Origin of the sequence: Aristaeella hokkaidonensis (assembly GCF_018128945.1) — a bacterium.
GTDB lineage: Bacteria > Bacillota > Clostridia > Christensenellales > Aristaeellaceae > Aristaeella > Aristaeella hokkaidonensis.
The window spans coordinates 337,284-354,403 of sequence record NZ_CP068393.1; the positions used below are offsets into that span (position 1 = coordinate 337,284).

14 protein-coding genes, 7 tRNA genes and 1 other RNA gene are annotated in these 17,120 nt (G+C 51.2%); 12 read left to right on the forward strand and 10 right to left on the reverse strand.

The window, feature by feature from the left end; translation table 11 throughout:
* Positions 1-6: 6 nt before the first annotated feature.
* The 8 genes from trmB to JYE49_RS01535 all read left to right on the forward strand — a co-directional run bounded on the left by trmB (position 7) and on the right by JYE49_RS01535 (position 6,789).
* Positions 7-786 carry a tRNA (guanosine(46)-N7)-methyltransferase TrmB gene (trmB, locus tag JYE49_RS01500; protein ID WP_283399325.1) on the forward strand — a complete coding sequence of 260 codons (780 nt, stop codon included), beginning with the start codon at positions 7-9 and terminating at the stop codon, positions 784-786.
* 254 nt (positions 787-1,040) lie between these two features.
* On the forward strand, positions 1,041-1,781 hold the full coding sequence (locus JYE49_RS01505) for a transporter substrate-binding domain-containing protein (protein WP_093956511.1): 741 nt from the start codon (positions 1,041-1,043) through the stop codon (positions 1,779-1,781).
* A gap of 143 nt (positions 1,782-1,924) precedes the next feature.
* Complete coding sequence (locus JYE49_RS01510) at positions 1,925-2,662, forward strand: amino acid ABC transporter permease (RefSeq protein WP_430384028.1); 738 nt, start codon at positions 1,925-1,927, stop codon at positions 2,660-2,662.
* The gene (locus tag JYE49_RS01515) at positions 2,649-3,371 is read left to right on the forward strand and encodes an amino acid ABC transporter ATP-binding protein (RefSeq protein ID WP_093956509.1); all 723 of its coding nucleotides are present in this window, start codon (positions 2,649-2,651) and stop codon (positions 3,369-3,371) included. The genes JYE49_RS01510 and JYE49_RS01515 overlap by 14 nt, the downstream gene beginning before the upstream one ends.
* Before the next feature lie 58 nt (positions 3,372-3,429).
* Entirely contained in the window at positions 3,430-4,155 is a 726-nt protein-coding gene (locus JYE49_RS01520) for a M15 family metallopeptidase (RefSeq protein ID WP_179217252.1), read from the forward strand.
* Between the two features lie 23 nt (positions 4,156-4,178).
* Positions 4,179-5,039, forward strand: a complete 861-nt coding sequence (locus JYE49_RS01525; RefSeq protein WP_179217251.1) for a M15 family metallopeptidase — start codon at positions 4,179-4,181, stop codon at positions 5,037-5,039.
* Positions 5,040-5,711: a response regulator transcription factor gene (locus JYE49_RS01530; protein WP_093956506.1), complete on the forward strand. Its 672-nt coding sequence runs from the start codon at positions 5,040-5,042 to the stop codon at positions 5,709-5,711.
* A complete protein-coding gene (locus JYE49_RS01535; protein ID WP_093956505.1) occupies positions 5,698-6,789 on the forward strand; it encodes a sensor histidine kinase in 1,092 nt (363 codons plus the stop codon). Before JYE49_RS01530 ends, JYE49_RS01535 begins: the two co-directional genes overlap by 14 nt.
* A 58-nt stretch (positions 6,790-6,847) precedes the next feature.
* Here JYE49_RS01535 and JYE49_RS01540 read toward each other — a convergent pair whose 3' ends face one another.
* From JYE49_RS01540 to JYE49_RS01575, 8 genes are all read right to left on the reverse strand, one after another.
* The gene (locus tag JYE49_RS01540) at positions 6,848-8,569 is read right to left on the reverse strand and encodes a peptidoglycan-binding protein (protein ID WP_179217250.1); all 1,722 of its coding nucleotides are present in this window, start codon (positions 8,567-8,569) and stop codon (positions 6,848-6,850) included.
* A gap of 193 nt (positions 8,570-8,762) precedes the next feature.
* Positions 8,763-8,833, reverse strand: a tRNA-Gly gene (locus tag JYE49_RS01545).
* A 3-nt stretch (positions 8,834-8,836) separates the two neighbouring features.
* Positions 8,837-8,912: transfer RNA gene (locus JYE49_RS01550), tRNA-Gly, on the reverse strand.
* A gap of 22 nt (positions 8,913-8,934) precedes the next feature.
* A tRNA-Leu gene (locus JYE49_RS01555) sits at positions 8,935-9,015 on the reverse strand.
* A 29-nt stretch (positions 9,016-9,044) separates the two neighbouring features.
* Positions 9,045-9,117: transfer RNA gene (locus JYE49_RS01560), tRNA-Lys, on the reverse strand.
* A 5-nt stretch (positions 9,118-9,122) separates the two neighbouring features.
* Positions 9,123-9,194: transfer RNA gene (locus tag JYE49_RS01565), tRNA-Gln, on the reverse strand.
* Positions 9,195-9,235: 41 nt separating this feature from the next.
* A tRNA-His gene (locus tag JYE49_RS01570) sits at positions 9,236-9,312 on the reverse strand.
* 8 nt (positions 9,313-9,320) lie between these two features.
* A tRNA-Arg gene (locus JYE49_RS01575) sits at positions 9,321-9,397 on the reverse strand.
* Positions 9,398-9,556: 159 nt separating this feature from the next.
* On the opposite strand from JYE49_RS01575, the gene rnpB reads away from it, so the two are divergent.
* An RNA gene (gene rnpB, locus JYE49_RS01580) (RNase P RNA component class A) lies at positions 9,557-9,892 on the forward strand.
* Between the two features lie 49 nt (positions 9,893-9,941).
* Here the strand turns inward: rnpB and JYE49_RS01585 are convergent.
* Complete coding sequence (locus tag JYE49_RS01585) at positions 9,942-10,784, reverse strand: ComEC/Rec2 family competence protein (RefSeq protein WP_093956503.1); 843 nt, start codon at positions 10,782-10,784, stop codon at positions 9,942-9,944.
* Positions 10,781-11,251 (reverse strand): nucleoside deaminase, encoded by a 471-nt coding sequence (locus JYE49_RS01590; protein WP_179217249.1) that lies wholly within the window; start codon positions 11,249-11,251, stop codon positions 10,781-10,783. The genes JYE49_RS01585 and JYE49_RS01590 overlap by 4 nt, the downstream gene beginning before the upstream one ends.
* A gap of 446 nt (positions 11,252-11,697) precedes the next feature.
* Here JYE49_RS01590 and JYE49_RS01595 point away from each other — a divergent pair, with 446 nt between their 5' ends.
* The 3 genes from JYE49_RS01595 (at position 11,698) to JYE49_RS01605 (ending at position 15,671) form a co-directional block, all read left to right on the forward strand.
* The gene (locus tag JYE49_RS01595) at positions 11,698-12,930 is read left to right on the forward strand and encodes an AfsR/SARP family transcriptional regulator (RefSeq protein ID WP_093956501.1); all 1,233 of its coding nucleotides are present in this window, start codon (positions 11,698-11,700) and stop codon (positions 12,928-12,930) included.
* 261 nt (positions 12,931-13,191) lie between these two features.
* On the forward strand, positions 13,192-14,142 hold the full coding sequence (locus tag JYE49_RS01600; protein ID WP_093956500.1) for a hypothetical protein: 951 nt from the start codon (positions 13,192-13,194) through the stop codon (positions 14,140-14,142).
* Between the two features lie 584 nt (positions 14,143-14,726).
* The gene (locus JYE49_RS01605) at positions 14,727-15,671 is read left to right on the forward strand and encodes a hypothetical protein (protein WP_093956499.1); all 945 of its coding nucleotides are present in this window, start codon (positions 14,727-14,729) and stop codon (positions 15,669-15,671) included.
* Positions 15,672-17,120: the final 1,449 nt, after the last annotated feature.

Sequence of the window (17,120 nt, forward strand, 5' to 3'; positions counted from 1 at the left end):
ATGCACATGCGAACCAAGAAATGGGCAAGACCTGAACTTCAGGCCTGCCCGTTCTTTATTGATGCGATCAAGGGACCGGACGCAAAGACCGGCGCGCTGAGGGGAACCTGGCGTCCCCGCTTTGCCAACCCTGACCTGCCGCTGCACATTGAAATGGGCTGCGGCAAGGCTCTCAGCACGGCCAAAATGATCGCGGACAATCCGGAGATCAACTTTGTGGCTGCGGACCTGAGCGCAGACATCCTGGGCGTTGCCCGGCGGAACATTGTGGACGCCTGCGGGGAGAACCCCGGCAATGTCCAGCTGGTTATGGCGGATATCTGCTTTGTGGACCAGGTGTTCGGCCCGCAGGAACAGGCAGAGCGCATCTATATCCACTTCTGCAATCCCTGGACCGAGCATCCGAAACATGAGAAGCGCCGTCTGACCCATCCGCGGCAGCTGATGCAGTACCGTACCTTCCTGAAGGAAGGCGGGGAGATCTGGTTCAAGACGGATGACGATACGCTGTTTGAGGATTCGCTGGCCTATTTTGACCTGTGCGGCTTTGAACCGGTGAAACTCGGCTATGACCTGCATGCGGACGGTTTCCGGCCCAATTACATCAGCGAACACGAGGAAAAGTACACGGCACTCGGCGTGCCGATCAAGTACGGAGTGTTCCGTATGAAACCGGAAACCCCGGATTTTGATCCGACCCGTTTCCGCCTGACTCCCGGGATCAAAAAAGAAGCGATTGAACGGATGAACCGTGCTGTCATGCCCTCTGATCAGGAAGAAAAGTAAGAAGCTGCCCGGCTGTGTATGCCGGGCGGTTTTTCTTTTTTCAGTAAGGTCAGCAGGTACTTGCTGCCGGCTTATAAGCTGCAAATGCATAAATACAGCGGAAATGCATGAATAATTGTTATAATTATGCATAATATTCATGAAAAACAAAAATAATTGTATAAAAATGCATAAAATGTGTTGACAAGGGTGTGGCCGGGTGCTATACTGACGCCAATCCTAACGGAAAGAACAGAAATGAGGAGGCACTCACAATGAAAAAGATTCTGGCACTGGTTCTGGCACTGGCCCTGGTATTGAGCGTAGCCGCGGCTGCCGCTGAGTATAAGACAATCGAAGCCGGCAAGTTCATCTATGCCACCAGCCCCGATTTCCCGCCCTTTGAAAGCACGGATGACAATGACAACGTCATCGGCATTGAGCCCGACATCCTGGCGATCATCTGCGAGAACCTGGGTCTGACTGCTGAACCCTACGCCATCGACTTTGACAGCGCTCTGGTTGCTCCCAGCGCCGGCAAGGCTGACGCCGTGGTTTCCGGTGTGACCATCAAGGAAGAGCGGAAGGCCAGCATGGACTTCACCATCCCCTATGTGACGATCGTGCAGGGCATCGTGTTCAAGACCGGCGCGGACATCACCATGGAGAACCTGGGTGAAAAGATGATCGGCGCCCAGAGCGGTACCACAGGCAAGGACCTGGCCGTTGACAATTTCGGCGAAGATCACGTGACCTCCTACGATAAATACTCCCTTGCGTTCCAGGCCCTGCAGAACGGCCAGGTGGACTGCATCATCGTGGACGACATGGTCGGCGAAGCTTATGTGAAGCAGATCCCCGGACTGGAGATGTTCAAGACCGACTATACGCCTGAAAACTTCGCTTTCGGTTTCGCCAAGGGCAACACCGAACTGCTGGACGCTTTCAACGCTGAACTGCAGAAGCTGATCGACAACGGCACCATCGAAGAGATCATCCTGAAGTGGCAGGAATAATACAGAAGGCAGAAAGTCATTTTCACGCCGGAAGGAAAAGGCAAAAAAGCCTTTTCCTTTCTGCGTTATTATCGGAGAACAGTACGATCAACCAGTGAAGGAGAGGATCCGTTTCCATGGAACAGTTTGTGGCCTGGAAGGCAATGATGGCTGCGAATGAACCTACCACATTGTGGCAGCAATTCTATGTCCTTTTTTATCAGGCATTCATCGAAAATGACCGCTGGCTGCAGTACCTGAACGGCGTGGTGACCACGCTGTACGTGACGGTGCTGGCACTGATGCTGGGCGTGATCCTCGGTATCATTGTCGCGGTGATCCGTACGGCACATGACCAGCAGCGTCCCGGACACAAAAACCCCGTTCTCGGGTTCATCAACGGCCTGCTGAAGATCTATGTGACCGTGATCCGCGGTACGCCTATGATGGTGCAGCTGATGATCATGGGCCTGGTCATCTTCGCCTCCAGCCGGAACTTTGTGATGGTCGGCGCGCTGACGCTGGGTATCAACTCCGGCGCCTATACGGCTGAGATCATCCGCGGCGGCCTGATGAGCGTGGACCATGGACAGATGGAGGCCGGACGCAGCCTGGGCATGAACTACACGGACACGATGCGGTTCGTGGTGGTGCCTCAGGCCATCAAGGCGATCCTGCCTGCACTGGGCAATGAGTTTATCGTGCTGCTGAAGGATACCTCCCTCATCAGCGTAATCGGCGGCAAGGAGCTGCTGTACGCGGCGCGGAGCGTAGCTTCACGGAACTACGAACCGATGTATCCGTACCTCGGAGCGGCGATTATTTACCTGCTGCTGGTGATGCTGTTTACCTGGCTGCTGGGAATCTTTGAGAGGAGGCTGCGCGCAAGTGATAGACGTTAAAAACCTGACCAAGAGCTTTGGCGATCTGCAAGTGCTCAAGGGCGTCAGCGAGCACATCAACAAAGGCGAACGTGTTGTGCTGATTGGACCCAGCGGCAGCGGAAAATCCACTTTCCTGCGCTGCCTGAACCTGTTGGAGACACCTACCAGCGGAGAAATCATCTTTGAAGGCCAGTCCATTACGGACGATAAATGCGACATCAACAAAATCCGCCAGAAGATGGGCATGGTGTTCCAGCATTTCAACCTGTTCCCGAATATGACGATCCTGAAGAACATCACGCTGGCTCCTGTAAGGACCGGACTGATGAACAGGGAACAGGCGGAAAAGGAAGCAAGGGAACTGCTGAAGCGCGTCGGCCTGGAAGACAAGGCAGACAGCTATCCCGCCCAGCTTTCCGGCGGACAGAAGCAGCGTATCGCCATCGTGCGGGCCCTGTGCATGAAACCGGAAGTAATGCTGTTTGACGAGCCCACCAGCGCCCTGGATCCGGAAATGGTCGGCGAAGTGCTGGACGTTATGAAGGAACTGGCGAAGAGCGGCATGACCATGGTCTGCGTGACGCATGAAATGGGCTTCGCCCGGGAAGTCGCGGACCGGGTGCTGTTCATGGATGAAGGAAAGATCCTGGAGGAGGGCACTCCCGGCGAGATTTTCACTAATCCGAAAGAACAAAGAACGAAGGATTTCTTAAACAAAGTTTTGTGATATAATCATGTCATTCAGAGCATCGTTCTGAATGACATTTTTCCATGGAGAAAAAGAAATGACGTCATTAACCAAGCTGATCTCCCTGGTTGCCGCCGCCTCCATGACGGTATCGGGGGCACTGAATACCGCAGCACCCCAGAACGACGTGAACGGACTGCTGTTCCTGGCAAACCGTCAGTATACGGTTTCCGAAGCCTATGAGCCGGATGACCTGGAAATGAGCGACGTGCCCGGACAGGTGCGCCGGATGCGGCAGGAAGCCGCGGAAGCCCTGCGTGAAATGTTCCAGGCCTGCAAGGAAGAAATAGGCGTTCAGCTCCTTTCTATTAGTGGTTACCGCTCCTATGAGAGACAGGAGGGTATCTATAAACGGAAGCTGCGCACTGTGAAAGGGAACGTGGAAAAGGCGCAGGAATATGTCGCACCGCCCGGATCCAGCGAACACCAGCTGGGCGTGGCCATGGACATCGGACAGAAGCACAAGATCCACCTGGAAGTATCCTTCGCGGATACAGAAGGCGGAAAGTGGTGCCGGGAAAACTGCTGGCGGTTCGGTTATATCCTGCGGTATGACGAGCCCTGGGAGGGAATCACCGGCTATAAGTATGAGCCCTGGCATTTCCGCTATGTCGGCAAGGAATACGCCAAGGAGATCCATGACGCCAATGTTCCGCTGGAGACCTGGCTGATCAGCCACCGGGTGGAGGTGCTGCAGAACCTGCTGCAGAAAGACGTGAAGCTCCCTGCTGCAGCTGACAGCTTTACCGTGAAAGAAGAATGATACGATTAGGTGAAGATTGCTTTATGAAGAAAGTATGCTGTTTATTGCTTTCCCTGATGCTGCTTCTGCCGGTGCTTGCCGCCGCGGAATCGGATGAGGAAGAACTGCTGATCGAGGAAGTCGTTGAGGGAGAAGAACCTGTAAAGGAAGTCACAGGTCCTTCTGAACCCGTATGGGATTTCCCGGTGGCGCTGGAGGACATGGACCCCGAGTACATCATCCTGGCCAACAAGCATTACCTGCTGGACAAGAAGTATGCGCCGAAGGACCTGGTGAAGGTGCCCTCCAAGCCCGACAAGGGCGGCATTTCCTGGGCTGTGAAACCCAAGGATGGCCAGAAGCTGCGCAAGGTCTGCTCTGACGCGCTATGCGAAATGAACGCCGCCATCCGTGCCGCAGCGGAGGAGAACGGATACAGGAAGCTGTACCTGAAGAGCGCCTACCGATCCTATTCCACCCAGAAGACGATGTACAACAACCGCCTGAAGAAGAATCATGGCAAGGATGACGGCTGGGTGTCCAAACCCGGCGCCAGCGATCATCAGACAGGCCTTGGCTGCGACGTGGTGCCTGCCAACTGGAAAGACAAGGCCATGAATGATAAAATGATGAAGGAGCCGGAATGCCAGTGGATGGCAGATCACTGCCAGGAATTCGGCTTCATCATCCGTTATCCGGCGGATAAGCAGGAAATAACCGAGATTAACACGGAACCCTGGCACCTGCGCTATGTGGGTATTCCGGTTGCCACCTATATCATGGAGAACGGCCTGTGCCTGGAGGAGTTCACCGAACAGCTCCAGCAGGCTATTCAGGATTACCTGGCAGCCGGCGGAGACCGGGCGAAGGTGGAAAAGTTTATTCAGACCCCAACGGAGGAATAAATGAAGCTGTTGATTGTGGACGACGAGGCGCGCATCCGCGCCCTGATCGCCAAATATGCCGCCTTTGAGGGCTATGAGACCGACGAGGCGGAAAACGGTATGCAGGCCGTTGAAAAGTGTCGCCAGAACCATTATGACCTGGTTATCATGGATGTAATGATGCCGGAGCTGGACGGCTTCTCCGCCGTGCGTGAGATCCGGAAAACGGATCCCATTCCGGTGATTATGCTCTCCGCCCGCGGGGAGGAGTATGACCGGATCCACGGTTTTGAGCTGGGCATTGACGACTACGTCGTGAAGCCTTTCTCCCCGAAGGAACTGATGATGCGCGTCGGCGCGGTGCTTAAGCGCAGCGGCGAGGCGGAGAAGAAGGCGGAGGAGACGGTTTCCATCGGCGGCCTGACCGTGGACTTTACAGCCCGCCGGGTGCTGGTGGACGGCGTGGAAGCAGAGCTGAGCCCGAAGGAATACGACCTGCTGTTCTACATGATCCGTAACCGGGGCATTGCCCTGACGCGGGAAAAGCTGATCAGCGACGTATGGGGCTATGACTTCTTCGGAGACGACCGGACGCTGGATACCCACATCAAGCTGCTGCGTAAGCAGCTGGGACCCTATGCGGACAAGATCACAACGCTCAGAGGGGTAGGCTATCGTTTTGAGAAGGAATAATCTGGCTTACCGGGAGGAATTCCTCGCCGGCCGGGTCGGTATCCGGGCCAAGATACTGATATATCTCGCGATCTTCGCGGGATTTATCATTTCCACGGTATGGATGCTGCAGGGAGTGCTGTTCCGGAACCTGTACCGGGGCGCGTCCGTGATCCAGATTGAGGACGCCGTACGGACCCAGTTCCTGCTGACTGTCGGCGCGATTGTGCTGGCAACGGTCCTTGTGGGCTTTACCATGGCCAGGATCATCTCGGAGCCCATCATTGAGACCAGTGAGGCGGCCAGGGAACTGAGCCGTTCCCGTTACACCCGCCCGCCGCACAGCGGCGGCTACCGGGAGATTGCGGAGCTGAACGATACCCTGGTACGGGCAGCGGAGGATCTGGGAAAGGTTGAAGATCTCCAGCGGGAGCTGATCGCCAATATCAGCCATGACCTGCGCACGCCCCTGACCATGATCGAGGGCTATGCGGAAGCCATGCGGGATATTCCCGAAGAGGTGACGCCGGAGAACATGCAGATCATCATTGACGAGACGAACCGTCTGAGTTCCATGGTCAATGAAGTACTGGATTTCAGTCGGCTCCGTACCGGCAATATGGAACTGGACAAGAAGCCCTTTAACCTGACGGAGGAAATCCGGGAGATCTGCAACCGGGTGGGACGGATGACTTCCGTGGATGGCTATACGGTGATCTTTGAACCGGCGGAAGACCGGGAGGTTGTCGGTGACCGGGGCAGGATCGGCCAGGTGCTGTACAACCTGCTGGGAAACGCGCTGACTTATACCGGAGAGGATAAAACCGTCCGGATTACCCAGCGGGATACCGCGGCCGGCATCCGCGTACAGATTTCCGACAGCGGGGAAGGCATTCCCGCAGATGAACTGCCGTTTATCTGGGACCGGTATTACCGGAGCCGGGAAAATCACAGGCGGTCCGTGATCGGCAGCGGCCTGGGTCTGAACATCTGCCGGGGCATCCTGGAAAAGCATGGCGCGGATTACGGCGTCAGAAGCGAACCGGGGAAGGGAACAACCTTCTGGTTTGAACTGCCGAAGAATGATAATGCAAAATGAATAAAAAGAGAGCCGTGAAGAATGATCTTCACGGCTCTTCTGATTCAGGGCAAACAGATCAGCGGGTATACAACCAGAGGCCATACTGATCAAATACTTCCTGTTTTCCGTTGATCGTATGCTCTCCGGTAACCATCTTTCCGTCGTTGTCCATCCAGTACCACATCTGGCCTTTATCTTTATTCTTCTTTTCGGCCTGCTTGTCTTCAAACCAGCCACGGTGCATTTTGCCATTGGAAGCGAAATAATACCAGTATCCGTCAATTTTCTGCCATCCGGTCAGCATAGCGCCCTTGCTGTTGGCGTAGTACCAGTCATTGTCGTTTTTAATCCATCCGGTCTGCATGATTCCGGTATCAGAGAAATAATACCAGGTTTTGTCGATCTTTCTCCAGCCGGAGGTAAGCTTGGTGCCGTTGAGGTAACAAATCCATCCGTTGGATGTTTCCTGCCATTGTACAAGGGGAAAAGACGGCGCACGGGTGGGAGCGTTTTCAGCAAAAAGGTGCATCAGCAGATCGGAAGAGGCATATTCACCGGGTTCTTTATTATCCTCCGGGTAGTACAGGCCGCTGACTTCCTGGAAGCTGGCCAGGGCGCTGATGGTCTGTTTTCCATAAATTCCGTCCAGCTTGCCGGGGTCATACCCAAGCTGAGCCAGGCGCTGCTGCATCTTCAGGACAGAAGTGCTTTGGGTTCCTTTTTTCAGCGGAAGGAAAGGATCGTATACAGGGGCGTTGTTTGCGTACAGCTTGCTTCTCGCGGCGGAAGACAGGTAATCGTGTTCTTTGTAGCCGATGGCGTCATAGAACAGGTTTACCGCGATTCTTGTGTCATCTCCGTATACACCGTCGATGCTGCCGACGGGATAACCCAGGGCGGAAAGACGCTGCTGCATTTTCCGGACCCGGCTTCCGCTGCTCCACAGACGGATAACATCATCTTCAGGAGTCGCGGTGGGCGAGGGATTTGCCTGCTGCTTCGGCGTGGCTGTCGGAACAGCAGTAGGAGCCGCGGTGGGTAAAGACGCTGCGCGGTTGACGGTTGTCTGATCCGCAGACAGGGCAGCGGATGATTCTATCTGCCACAGCTGATTGGCATCCGCTTTATAAAGATACAAAGTGTCGTTGATTACTGCGGCAGCATCCGTAAGGTTTCCGGAGGCGGCCAGTTTCTGAACTTTTCCCGTTTTGAAACTGCCGATCCATACACTGCGGTCTTTACCGGTGATTACCAGATTATCCTGTGCGAGGATCATGCTTTGCGGTTCGGGAATTGCGACATCCTGAAGGCTGAAAGCAGTACTGCTTCTTTCAGTCCATGTGGTTCCGTCTGTCGTGTAAATAACAAGCGCATACTTGCCGGCAGATTTGGTGACAGCACACATGCGGAGACCGTCTGTAGCAGCAGCCTCAACCTGAGGAACTGTGACTGTTCCGAAGGTAAGCTGATTGTTCAGCAGCGTATAACGGTTGTCCAGCAGTCCTTCTGTCTGGCTTTGGACGAGCTGGCTTCCGTTGCAGTTGCGCTTGATCGCATAAACCTGCTGGTTGCCCATCCGACAATATACTGAATCTTCGGAAAAGGACAGGATATCTTTTACCAGCATGGGAAGGTGAAGCACATTGCCGCTGTTATCCATGACATATAAGCAGTTGTCTTCACCGATCCACGCAATTGTGTTCTGATCAGCCAGAACAGGCGAAGCTGCCGCCTGACCGAATACAGCCAGCAACAGTATGAGAAGCAAAAGGCCCAGCAGTGTATTAATCCGTTTCAATCTTAATCCCTCCCAATAAGTTTGATTCCTGCCGGAAAACCCCATAAACTTGGGGATGCTACATATATGACGAAATAAAAGTCATTTTTGTTTCACAGGATAAATATATATTTATGAAAGGATTTCTCAACCAGCCAAATGATCAGCTGTTCAATATATTATATATCAAAATCTGTTTTATTGCATAAAAAAGAGCGGGTGATGGGAATCGAACCCACGTGACCAGCTTGGAAGGCTGGAGCTCTACCATTGAGCTACACCCGCAAATGGAGCGGTAGACGGGACTCGGACCCGCGACATCCACCTTGGCAAGGTGGCACTCTACCAACTGAGCTACTACCGCATATAAGGGAACCGGGAGACTGTGCGGACGAAGAGACTCGAACTCTTACGCCTTTCGACACCAGATCCTAAGTCTGGCGCGTCTGCCATTCCGCCACGCCCGCAGGACAGACCCGGCGAAAGCAGAGGAAAGTGACCCATTGGAGATTCGAACTCCAGACACCTTGATTAAAAGTCAAGTGCTCTGCCAACTGAGCTAATGGGTCATATGCTGGGGTGGCAGGGCTCGAACCTACGAATGCGGGAGTCAAAGTCCCGTGCCTTACCACTTGGCTACACCCCAACGTAGGTAATTCTGCCAGCTTGACGCCGATAGAAGGAAAATGGGGTGAGTAGTGGGACTCGAACCCACGGTCTTCAGAGCCACAATCTGACGCGTTAACCAACTACGCTATACCCACCATGTACTTGGCGCGCCTGGAGGGACTCGAACCCCCGGCCCACGGCTTAGAAGGCCGTTGCTCTATCCAACTGAGCTACAGGCGCATGCCACAGGACGGCTTTCCGATCTTTTCGGCGCTTTCAGTGGAAACCTTCCGTTTCCGCTGACAGATATGTATTATATCACTGTGAAATACCGGTGTCAACGTTTTTTCACCATAACTCATTGACAAATCATTACGGGAATATTATGCTATCCGCGTGCGAGGTGAACAGACGGTCGCAGGCCTTCGGGCATGAGGAAAGTCCGGGCACCACAGGGCAAGGGTGCCGGCTAACGGCCGGCGGAGGCGACTCCAGGGAGAGTGCAACAGAAATAAACCGCCGCCCTTCGGGACGGTAAGGATGGAAAGGCGAGGTAAGAGCTCACCCACAAACCTGGTAACAGGTCTGTGCTGTAAACCCCACCCGGTGCAAGATGCAATGAGGGCATGTCGGCGGCCCGCCGCGCCCCTCGCGATCGCTTGAGCCGTGCGGTAACGTACGGCCTGGATAGATGACCGTCCAATACAGAACCCGGCTTATGGTCACGCTCGCACGACGTGAAAAAGCTCTCCGCAGAGGAGAGCTTTTTCTTTGCCAATAAACCTTATTTCATTTCTGTTGTGATTTCCCCGTTCCGAAGAGTAATCAGCACGCCCTCGTTGGCATCCTGGGTGATCAGCACCGGAATCTTGTTATCATCCAGCAGCTTGAGTACCCGGGGATCCGGCGTATCCGGTTCATCTTCCGTATTGGTGGAGATCACCGCCAGGGAAGGCTGTACAGCATTTACAAAGGCATTGCTGGTAGCGTCTCCTTCACCGTGGTTGCCGACCTTCAGTACATCCGCGTGGGGGATGAGTCCGGCTTTCAGCAGGGAATCCTCTTCCGGGAATTCCATATCTCCCGTCAGAAGGATGCTTCCGCCGCCACCTTCCGCCAGAATGACCAGGGAATTGTTGTTTTCCGCTTCTTCGTTCAACTCCAGCGGACCCAGGACTGTCAGCTTTCCGCCGTCAAGCGGGAGCGTATCCCCGGACGCCAGGTAATTGATTTCATGATCCGTTTTCTTGGTGGCTTTCTCAACGGGGTGCTTTCCGTCTTCCTTCTTCAGCACATAGTACTTTGAGGTATAAATGTTCTCCACAACAATTTCGGATTCCAGCAGCGCCTTCAGTCCGCCGGTGTGATCCGCATGGGTGTGGGTCAGGATCACGCCTGTCAGCTTCGTGATGCCTTCCTTCCTCAGCACATCGAGAAGGATGTCCGAGTTCTTTTTGATGCCTGTATCGATCAGGTAGGCGCTCTGGCCGCAGCGAAGCAGCAGCGCGTCCGCTTTACGTACGTTGATCGCCAGTAAGGACATTTCCGGCTCTTCCGTCTGTTCACCGCATCCTGCGGAGCACAGCAGGGAAAGAACCAGAAGAGATGTCAGCAGAATCTTCTTCATTCGTTTCCTCCTTCCGGACGTCTCTCACTAAAGAAACGATTCAGCAGTTCCCTGCATTCCTCTCCGGAATCAGACTGCTCCCAGACTGTATGTCCGTGAAGCAGCGGATCCGCCGGCAAGTCGTAAATGCTGCCGCAGCAACCGGCTTCCGGATCGGCAGCGCCGAATACGCACCGGCCCAGCCGGCTCATGAGAAGCGCGCCGGAGCACATGGGACAGGGCTCCAGGGTTACATACAGCGTACAATCCTTCAGGCGCCAGTCTCCCAGCTTTGCCGCACCGTTGCGCAGACACAGCATTTCCGCATGGGCGGTGGGATCCTTCTGCGCTTCCCGCCGGTTATGGTCTGCCCAGAGGAGGGTATTGCCGTGATACAGCGCGGCACCGACAGGTATTTCGCCTTCGGCAAAAGCTTTTTCGGCTTCCTTCATGGCTTCCAGCATTCCGGCCCGATCCTGTGCATTCATGGCGTTCTCCTCCTTTCCGGATATCCCTTGTTTGCCTTCATTATTATAGAGACAAAGGAAAATGTCAACATTTGAGGGAAAGGACAATTCTGAGCAATTTCGGTTACACATGAGGGACATAAAACATGTTTTGTGAAGCCGGTTGTGAAACCAATATAGGCAAGGTTATGTAACTGTGAAGTAAGTTTTTGACAGCATGACTTTTCGATTTTACGGAAAGGTATAGGAAAATGAAGGTTCAACTTGTAACTGATACATGAAATTATTTTTGAAAAGGTTTTCTGACTCATGTAACAAAATACTTGCAAAATGGGATACAGACTGCTACAATGTAACCGTATTGTAAAATATGAACGTCTGTTGATTTACAGGAAACAATTGCGCAACATTTGCAAAGACTAAACGCTTTAACACGGCAGAGTAAAAGGGTGCGAGGGAGAGAAAACATGGCAGAAACCATTCGGATTCAAATGATGGATCACTTCCTGATCTATATAGACGAGAAGAAGACAGATCAGCTTGCGGTCAAGTCCAAAAAGGGCGCGGCCCTTGTTCAGTATCTTATCCTGAACGAAGGAGAGCGGGTTCCGAACCAGAAACTGCTGGCTGCCCTGTGGGACGAAGAGAAGAGCACCAACCCTGAGAACGCCCTGAAGACGCTCGTCAGCCGTCTGCGTGTGCTGCTTAACCAGATTGATCCCGCGCTGGGTGCGTGCGTGGTTTCCGACCGCGGTGCCTATCACTGGCAGTGCCCGGAAAACATGACCATCGACATGTACGAGATCGATTCAATCTTTAACCGCCTGGCGGAGAACAATGTACCCCAGGCAGAACTGCGCCGTCTGTATAACCAGCTGCTGGAGAAGTACCAGGGCGACCTGCTGCAGCACTCCGAGCAGAACGAGTGGGCGCTGGCGAAGGCCACAACCATGCACAACAAGTACATGGCTGCTGTCTATGCCTATATTGAAATGCTGAAGACCAGCGGACAGTATGCGGATATCGTGAGCATCTGCCGCCGCGCACTGGATGTGGACTCCTTCGACGACCGCCTGCACATGGAGCTGATGTCCGCCCTGATCAAGATCAACCGGACCGGTGAAGCCCTGGTGCAGTACAAGCACGTTGTCCAGCTGAACTATCACTACCTCGGCGTACAGCCCAGCGAAGATCTGCAGGAGTTCTACAAGCAGATCGTATCTGCCGGCAAGACCCTGGACTTCAACCTTGAATCCATCCGCAACGAATTGCGTGAGAGCGGCGAGCGTCGCGGCGCCTTTGTTTGCGAATATACCGTATTTAAAGAAATCTTCAATCTCCAGATGCGCAACCTGGAACGTCTGGGTGCAACCATGTTCCTGGCAATCATCATGGTGTCTCCCTATAATGATAAGGAAATCGACACCATGCGGCAGAACAATATCATGAACGGCCTGCTGGAGATCCTGACGAAGAACCTGCGCAAAGGTGATACGATCACCCGTTTCGCTCCGACGGTTTTCGCCCTGCTCCTGCCCACTGTGAACTACAATACCGGCGGCATGGTACTGGAGCGCATTAAGCGGGTATTCTACCGCAGCTATCCCAACAGCAACATCGTCTTCAATTACCGTGTCGGCCCCCTGAATTCCCAGAACATGGCACCGGATCATCCGGAGATTGAACCGAGACTGGAATAAAACCCGTCCGATCAGCGTTCCTTAATAGGAACGCTTTTTTTGTTTTCAATCATGTTTTTGATCAAAATGAGCTGAACCGGCAGACGCCCTGTAAAGATCCTGCATGCAGGGGCAAAATTGTATAAAACAGTCACATATGATAAAATTATTAAATACATTGCATGGACGTCCGTGCATCCGCACTGTTAATACATGCGTGTTCTATCAGATCATATGATCAAAAACATTGATTGTTTTATACACACGCGAAGGAGTAAAGACATGAAAAAAAGACCAATCCGGAAACTGATATTGATTTGCACTCTGGTAATGATGATATGCTGTGTCTCTGCGTGGGCGGCAGCGGAAATGTCGTTTGCTACAGCTACGGATCTGGGACCGAATGTCAACCGGGCTGAAAACGCTGAGGGCATGGAAGTGATCATTACCAAAGCACTGCATATTGGGGACAGCTGGAATGGGGTAATGAAAAAAACAAAGCCTGCCATCCTGAAACTGGATGTGGAAAGTGAGCAGCAGGTATATGTGCCTGTTCAAGGCCATTATGTCTGGGTTTCTGTGGAAAAATCAGATGGAATGCCAGAATCCAATGCCAGAATCCTGACAAATGAAGATACTGATGTGGCTGTTTTCACCTGGTGCGCCAAGGCCGGCTCTTATCTGATTACGCTTGGTCCTGCGGAACCCAGTATCATGACTAAAGCGGATATTGCAGTGATGAATGAAGCTGACTACAAGAAATGGAAAACAGAACAGAAAGAACCTGACAAGATCGTTGAAGAAAACATGGAAGAACCTGCGGCAAACCCGATAGAAAAGTTTGAAGCAAAAGAAAAAACTGCTGCTGATGATATATCACCGGCATTTCCCGGATCTGATCCAGAATACTACGTTTCTCCGGAAGGACCGTTTGACGCACCGATGGTAATAGACACACCTGATTTCACTATTCAGGCAGAAAGAGAAATAATTATCGGTGTGACATGGGATGTGCCTGATCCTACGGTTGGAGATACAGCTCATTTCAAAGCAGTGCTGACCGGATATGATGATCTGGAATACACCATGCAGTGGCAGTACAGTTCAGACCGGGAAACCTGGTGCGATATTCCGGAAGAAACGACGGAAGGCATGGATGTTAAAATAACAGAAGAAAACAGCACTGATTATTGGCGGGTACTCGTATACATAGAGGAAGCCCAGATCAAATAACACCGAACAGCCGTGACCGAAAAGGCCACGGCTGTTGTTTTTCGGCGAATGGAATGTTTGCGCGAAAACAACCCAAACATTCAAGAATCATATTGAATCCCGGAATGCCGATGGTTTTGTTTGGGGAAGAGCTGAACCCGGAACAGCATAAAACCTGTAGAGTATAATGCGCTCCCGATAAAGGGGGGCTTTTTTGTGTGCAATATAACTTAATCCTTTATTGATGTAACTAAGTAAAGGAAAGAAGTACCTATATATCAGTACTAAAAAGAGCATAAATCAAATAAAAAACACAAAAAATCAGATAGGTTTATACAATCAAAAAACCGCCATAAAAGTGAGGGAGTCACAAAGATTACATGGCCAAATACGTGTTTTGACCATGTAATTAACTATCTGAAAAACACTGGTCAGAAACCTCTCAAACGCTTGAAAACAAAAGATTGTTATGGTAGGATAATATGATTGAGTGCAAAGATTAATCGTTTGCACTGTTACACATAAAGGACATAAGAATATAACAATAGTTACACAGAGAAAACTGTGGACACTGGCTATTACATTCTCACAAAGGAGTCGGGACTATGAAAAATCGTTTCATTCAGATGTTTCTCGTGATCTGTGCAGTGATGCTGATAATCTGCACTGCTTCCGTGTGGGCAGCGGCTGAAGATGTAACTGCCACACCTACGGATCTGATGCCAGTCGAACCGGCAGGGTCCGTATCAGAGACAGAAATGAGCGATGAAGAAGTCGCCGACTGCGTGGAGATTATCATCACCAAGGCTGTTCGTATCGGCGACTCTTGGAGTGGGGCGATGAAGAAGACAAAGCCCGCAGTCCTGAAGCTGGACATAGATCATGCACAAGAGGTGAACCTGGTTGTGCTGGGCCGGCATGCCTGGATCACGGTTGAGAAATCCGATCAGTTGTCGGAGAATCCTGTCAGGACTCTGACAGATGATGAAACCAGTCAGACTGTCATCAGTTGGTATGCCGAAGCGGGATCTTATCTGATTACCATAGGCCCTGTGGAACCCAATCTCATGGCAAAGGTCAACATCACGTTTATGGATGCTGCCAGCTATGAAAACTGGTTAACAGAGCAGGAGGAACAGACAGAAGAGCTGGCTGAAGAAACTGAGAAACAGCCAGATGAAACGGAAGAACCGGCAGAAGAGAATGAGGAACAAATAGAAGAAGAAATAAACACAACAGAAGAGACTACAGATGAGTCAATAGAAGAAAACATACCGGAGTCTGAATACAAACCGGAAAGGCATATAACTGTTGATGTTACATGGGATGTGCCTGATCCGGTGATTGGAGATACAGCTCATTTTGAGGCAATTCTTGATGGTTATGACGAACTGCAATACACCATGCAGTGGCAGTACAGTCCGGATGAAACAACCTGGCATGACATACCTAATGAAACAAATACCACAATGGACGTGGTTGTCACTCCTGAAAACAACATAGTTTACTGGAGAATACTGGTATACGTAGAAGACAATCAGGAAGACTGATATTCATTTGCCGTGCCCGGAAGGGTACGGCTTCAGCTGTTTCTTAACGAATGATAAGTTTGTTGAAGAGAGGGAACTACATGAAGTACACGATGAAGAAAACACTCGCTTTCCTGCTCACTCTTGTGATGCTGGTGAATATCCTTCCTGTGTCTGTCCTTGCAGAGCAGCCTGACGAGGGTAGAAGGGGACCGCTGAACGTACAGAAATCACGGGGTGTTAATGATAATTATCATACAGTGATTATCACTGTGGCGGATGATGTGTCTTGGAATGGACACCTGTACTTTGTCCTGAAGCAGGAACAGGTCAGCACACCACAAGGAAATGCTGATCAGTATTTCGTTGGAGAGATCCAAAAGCCAGGTGGGACGGTTCAGGCGACAACATTTAAGGCTGCTTACTGGGGAGCTAGTGATAATCTTTATGACAATACAAAACATGTAGAGGCAAAAGCTGCGGTAAATAATTGGAATGTTAACAATACAATTAATTCTGAATCACCGATAAACAGTTCTGGTGATGTTAAATACATTGACAGCATAAATAATGCACCTATCCGTATTTCTACAGATGATGATAATAATACAACAACCATTACTATTGGCGAAATAACAACAGTACCTGTTCCGCATACCGTTTCTATTGAAATGCATAATAATGGCGGACCTATACCTCAAATAAATATTAAGAATAATGCTTACTGCGTGGTTGCTACGGTCAATAATGTGGCATATTATGGACTTATCTCTGAAGACGGAACTGTGGGGAAATTCTACTCTGACGCCGGTGATCAGACTGAAGATGGCATAATTCCTGATATTGCAGATGATGGCTCTGTTAAAATTGTTGAATATGTAAACGGGAAAACCGCAGAAGCATTAGCGGCAAAAACACCACTGGCCGAAATTGAAAGGGGAGGACCTGCAGGTCCGGGGGGCCCAGAGTACTATACTGTTACTGGTCCTGAACTGGATGAAACAGCGAACGAATATTGCTTTACTCTTGCTGAAAAGAAAGAATGTAAGGCAACACTTACGAATACTACAGGTATAGACTTGCTAAATTTGTACGCTCTGGCAAAGGTTGGAGATACACCTGTTGCATACGCAGATCTGTCCAATTTAACCAGATCTGAAAAAACAATGCTGAGTTTTACGGATGGGACGCAACAGATAAAATTGTACAACAATACCACCTTTGAAATAGTTTATTATGATGGAAATAATCTTAATCTGGCCAATCTGAATGCTTCGAACGAAAAGCTTACTATAAATAATGGCATAGTAGATGATATCCATTTCGAATGGAATTCAGAACCTACAACTCCGTCGGAACCGCCTACTCCCGATAATCCACCTGATCGCTATAACATCATTGCAACACTACCTGAATCCACCACAGCAACTTTGACCTTCGATCCAAACACTGGGGTCACACTGAATGGCG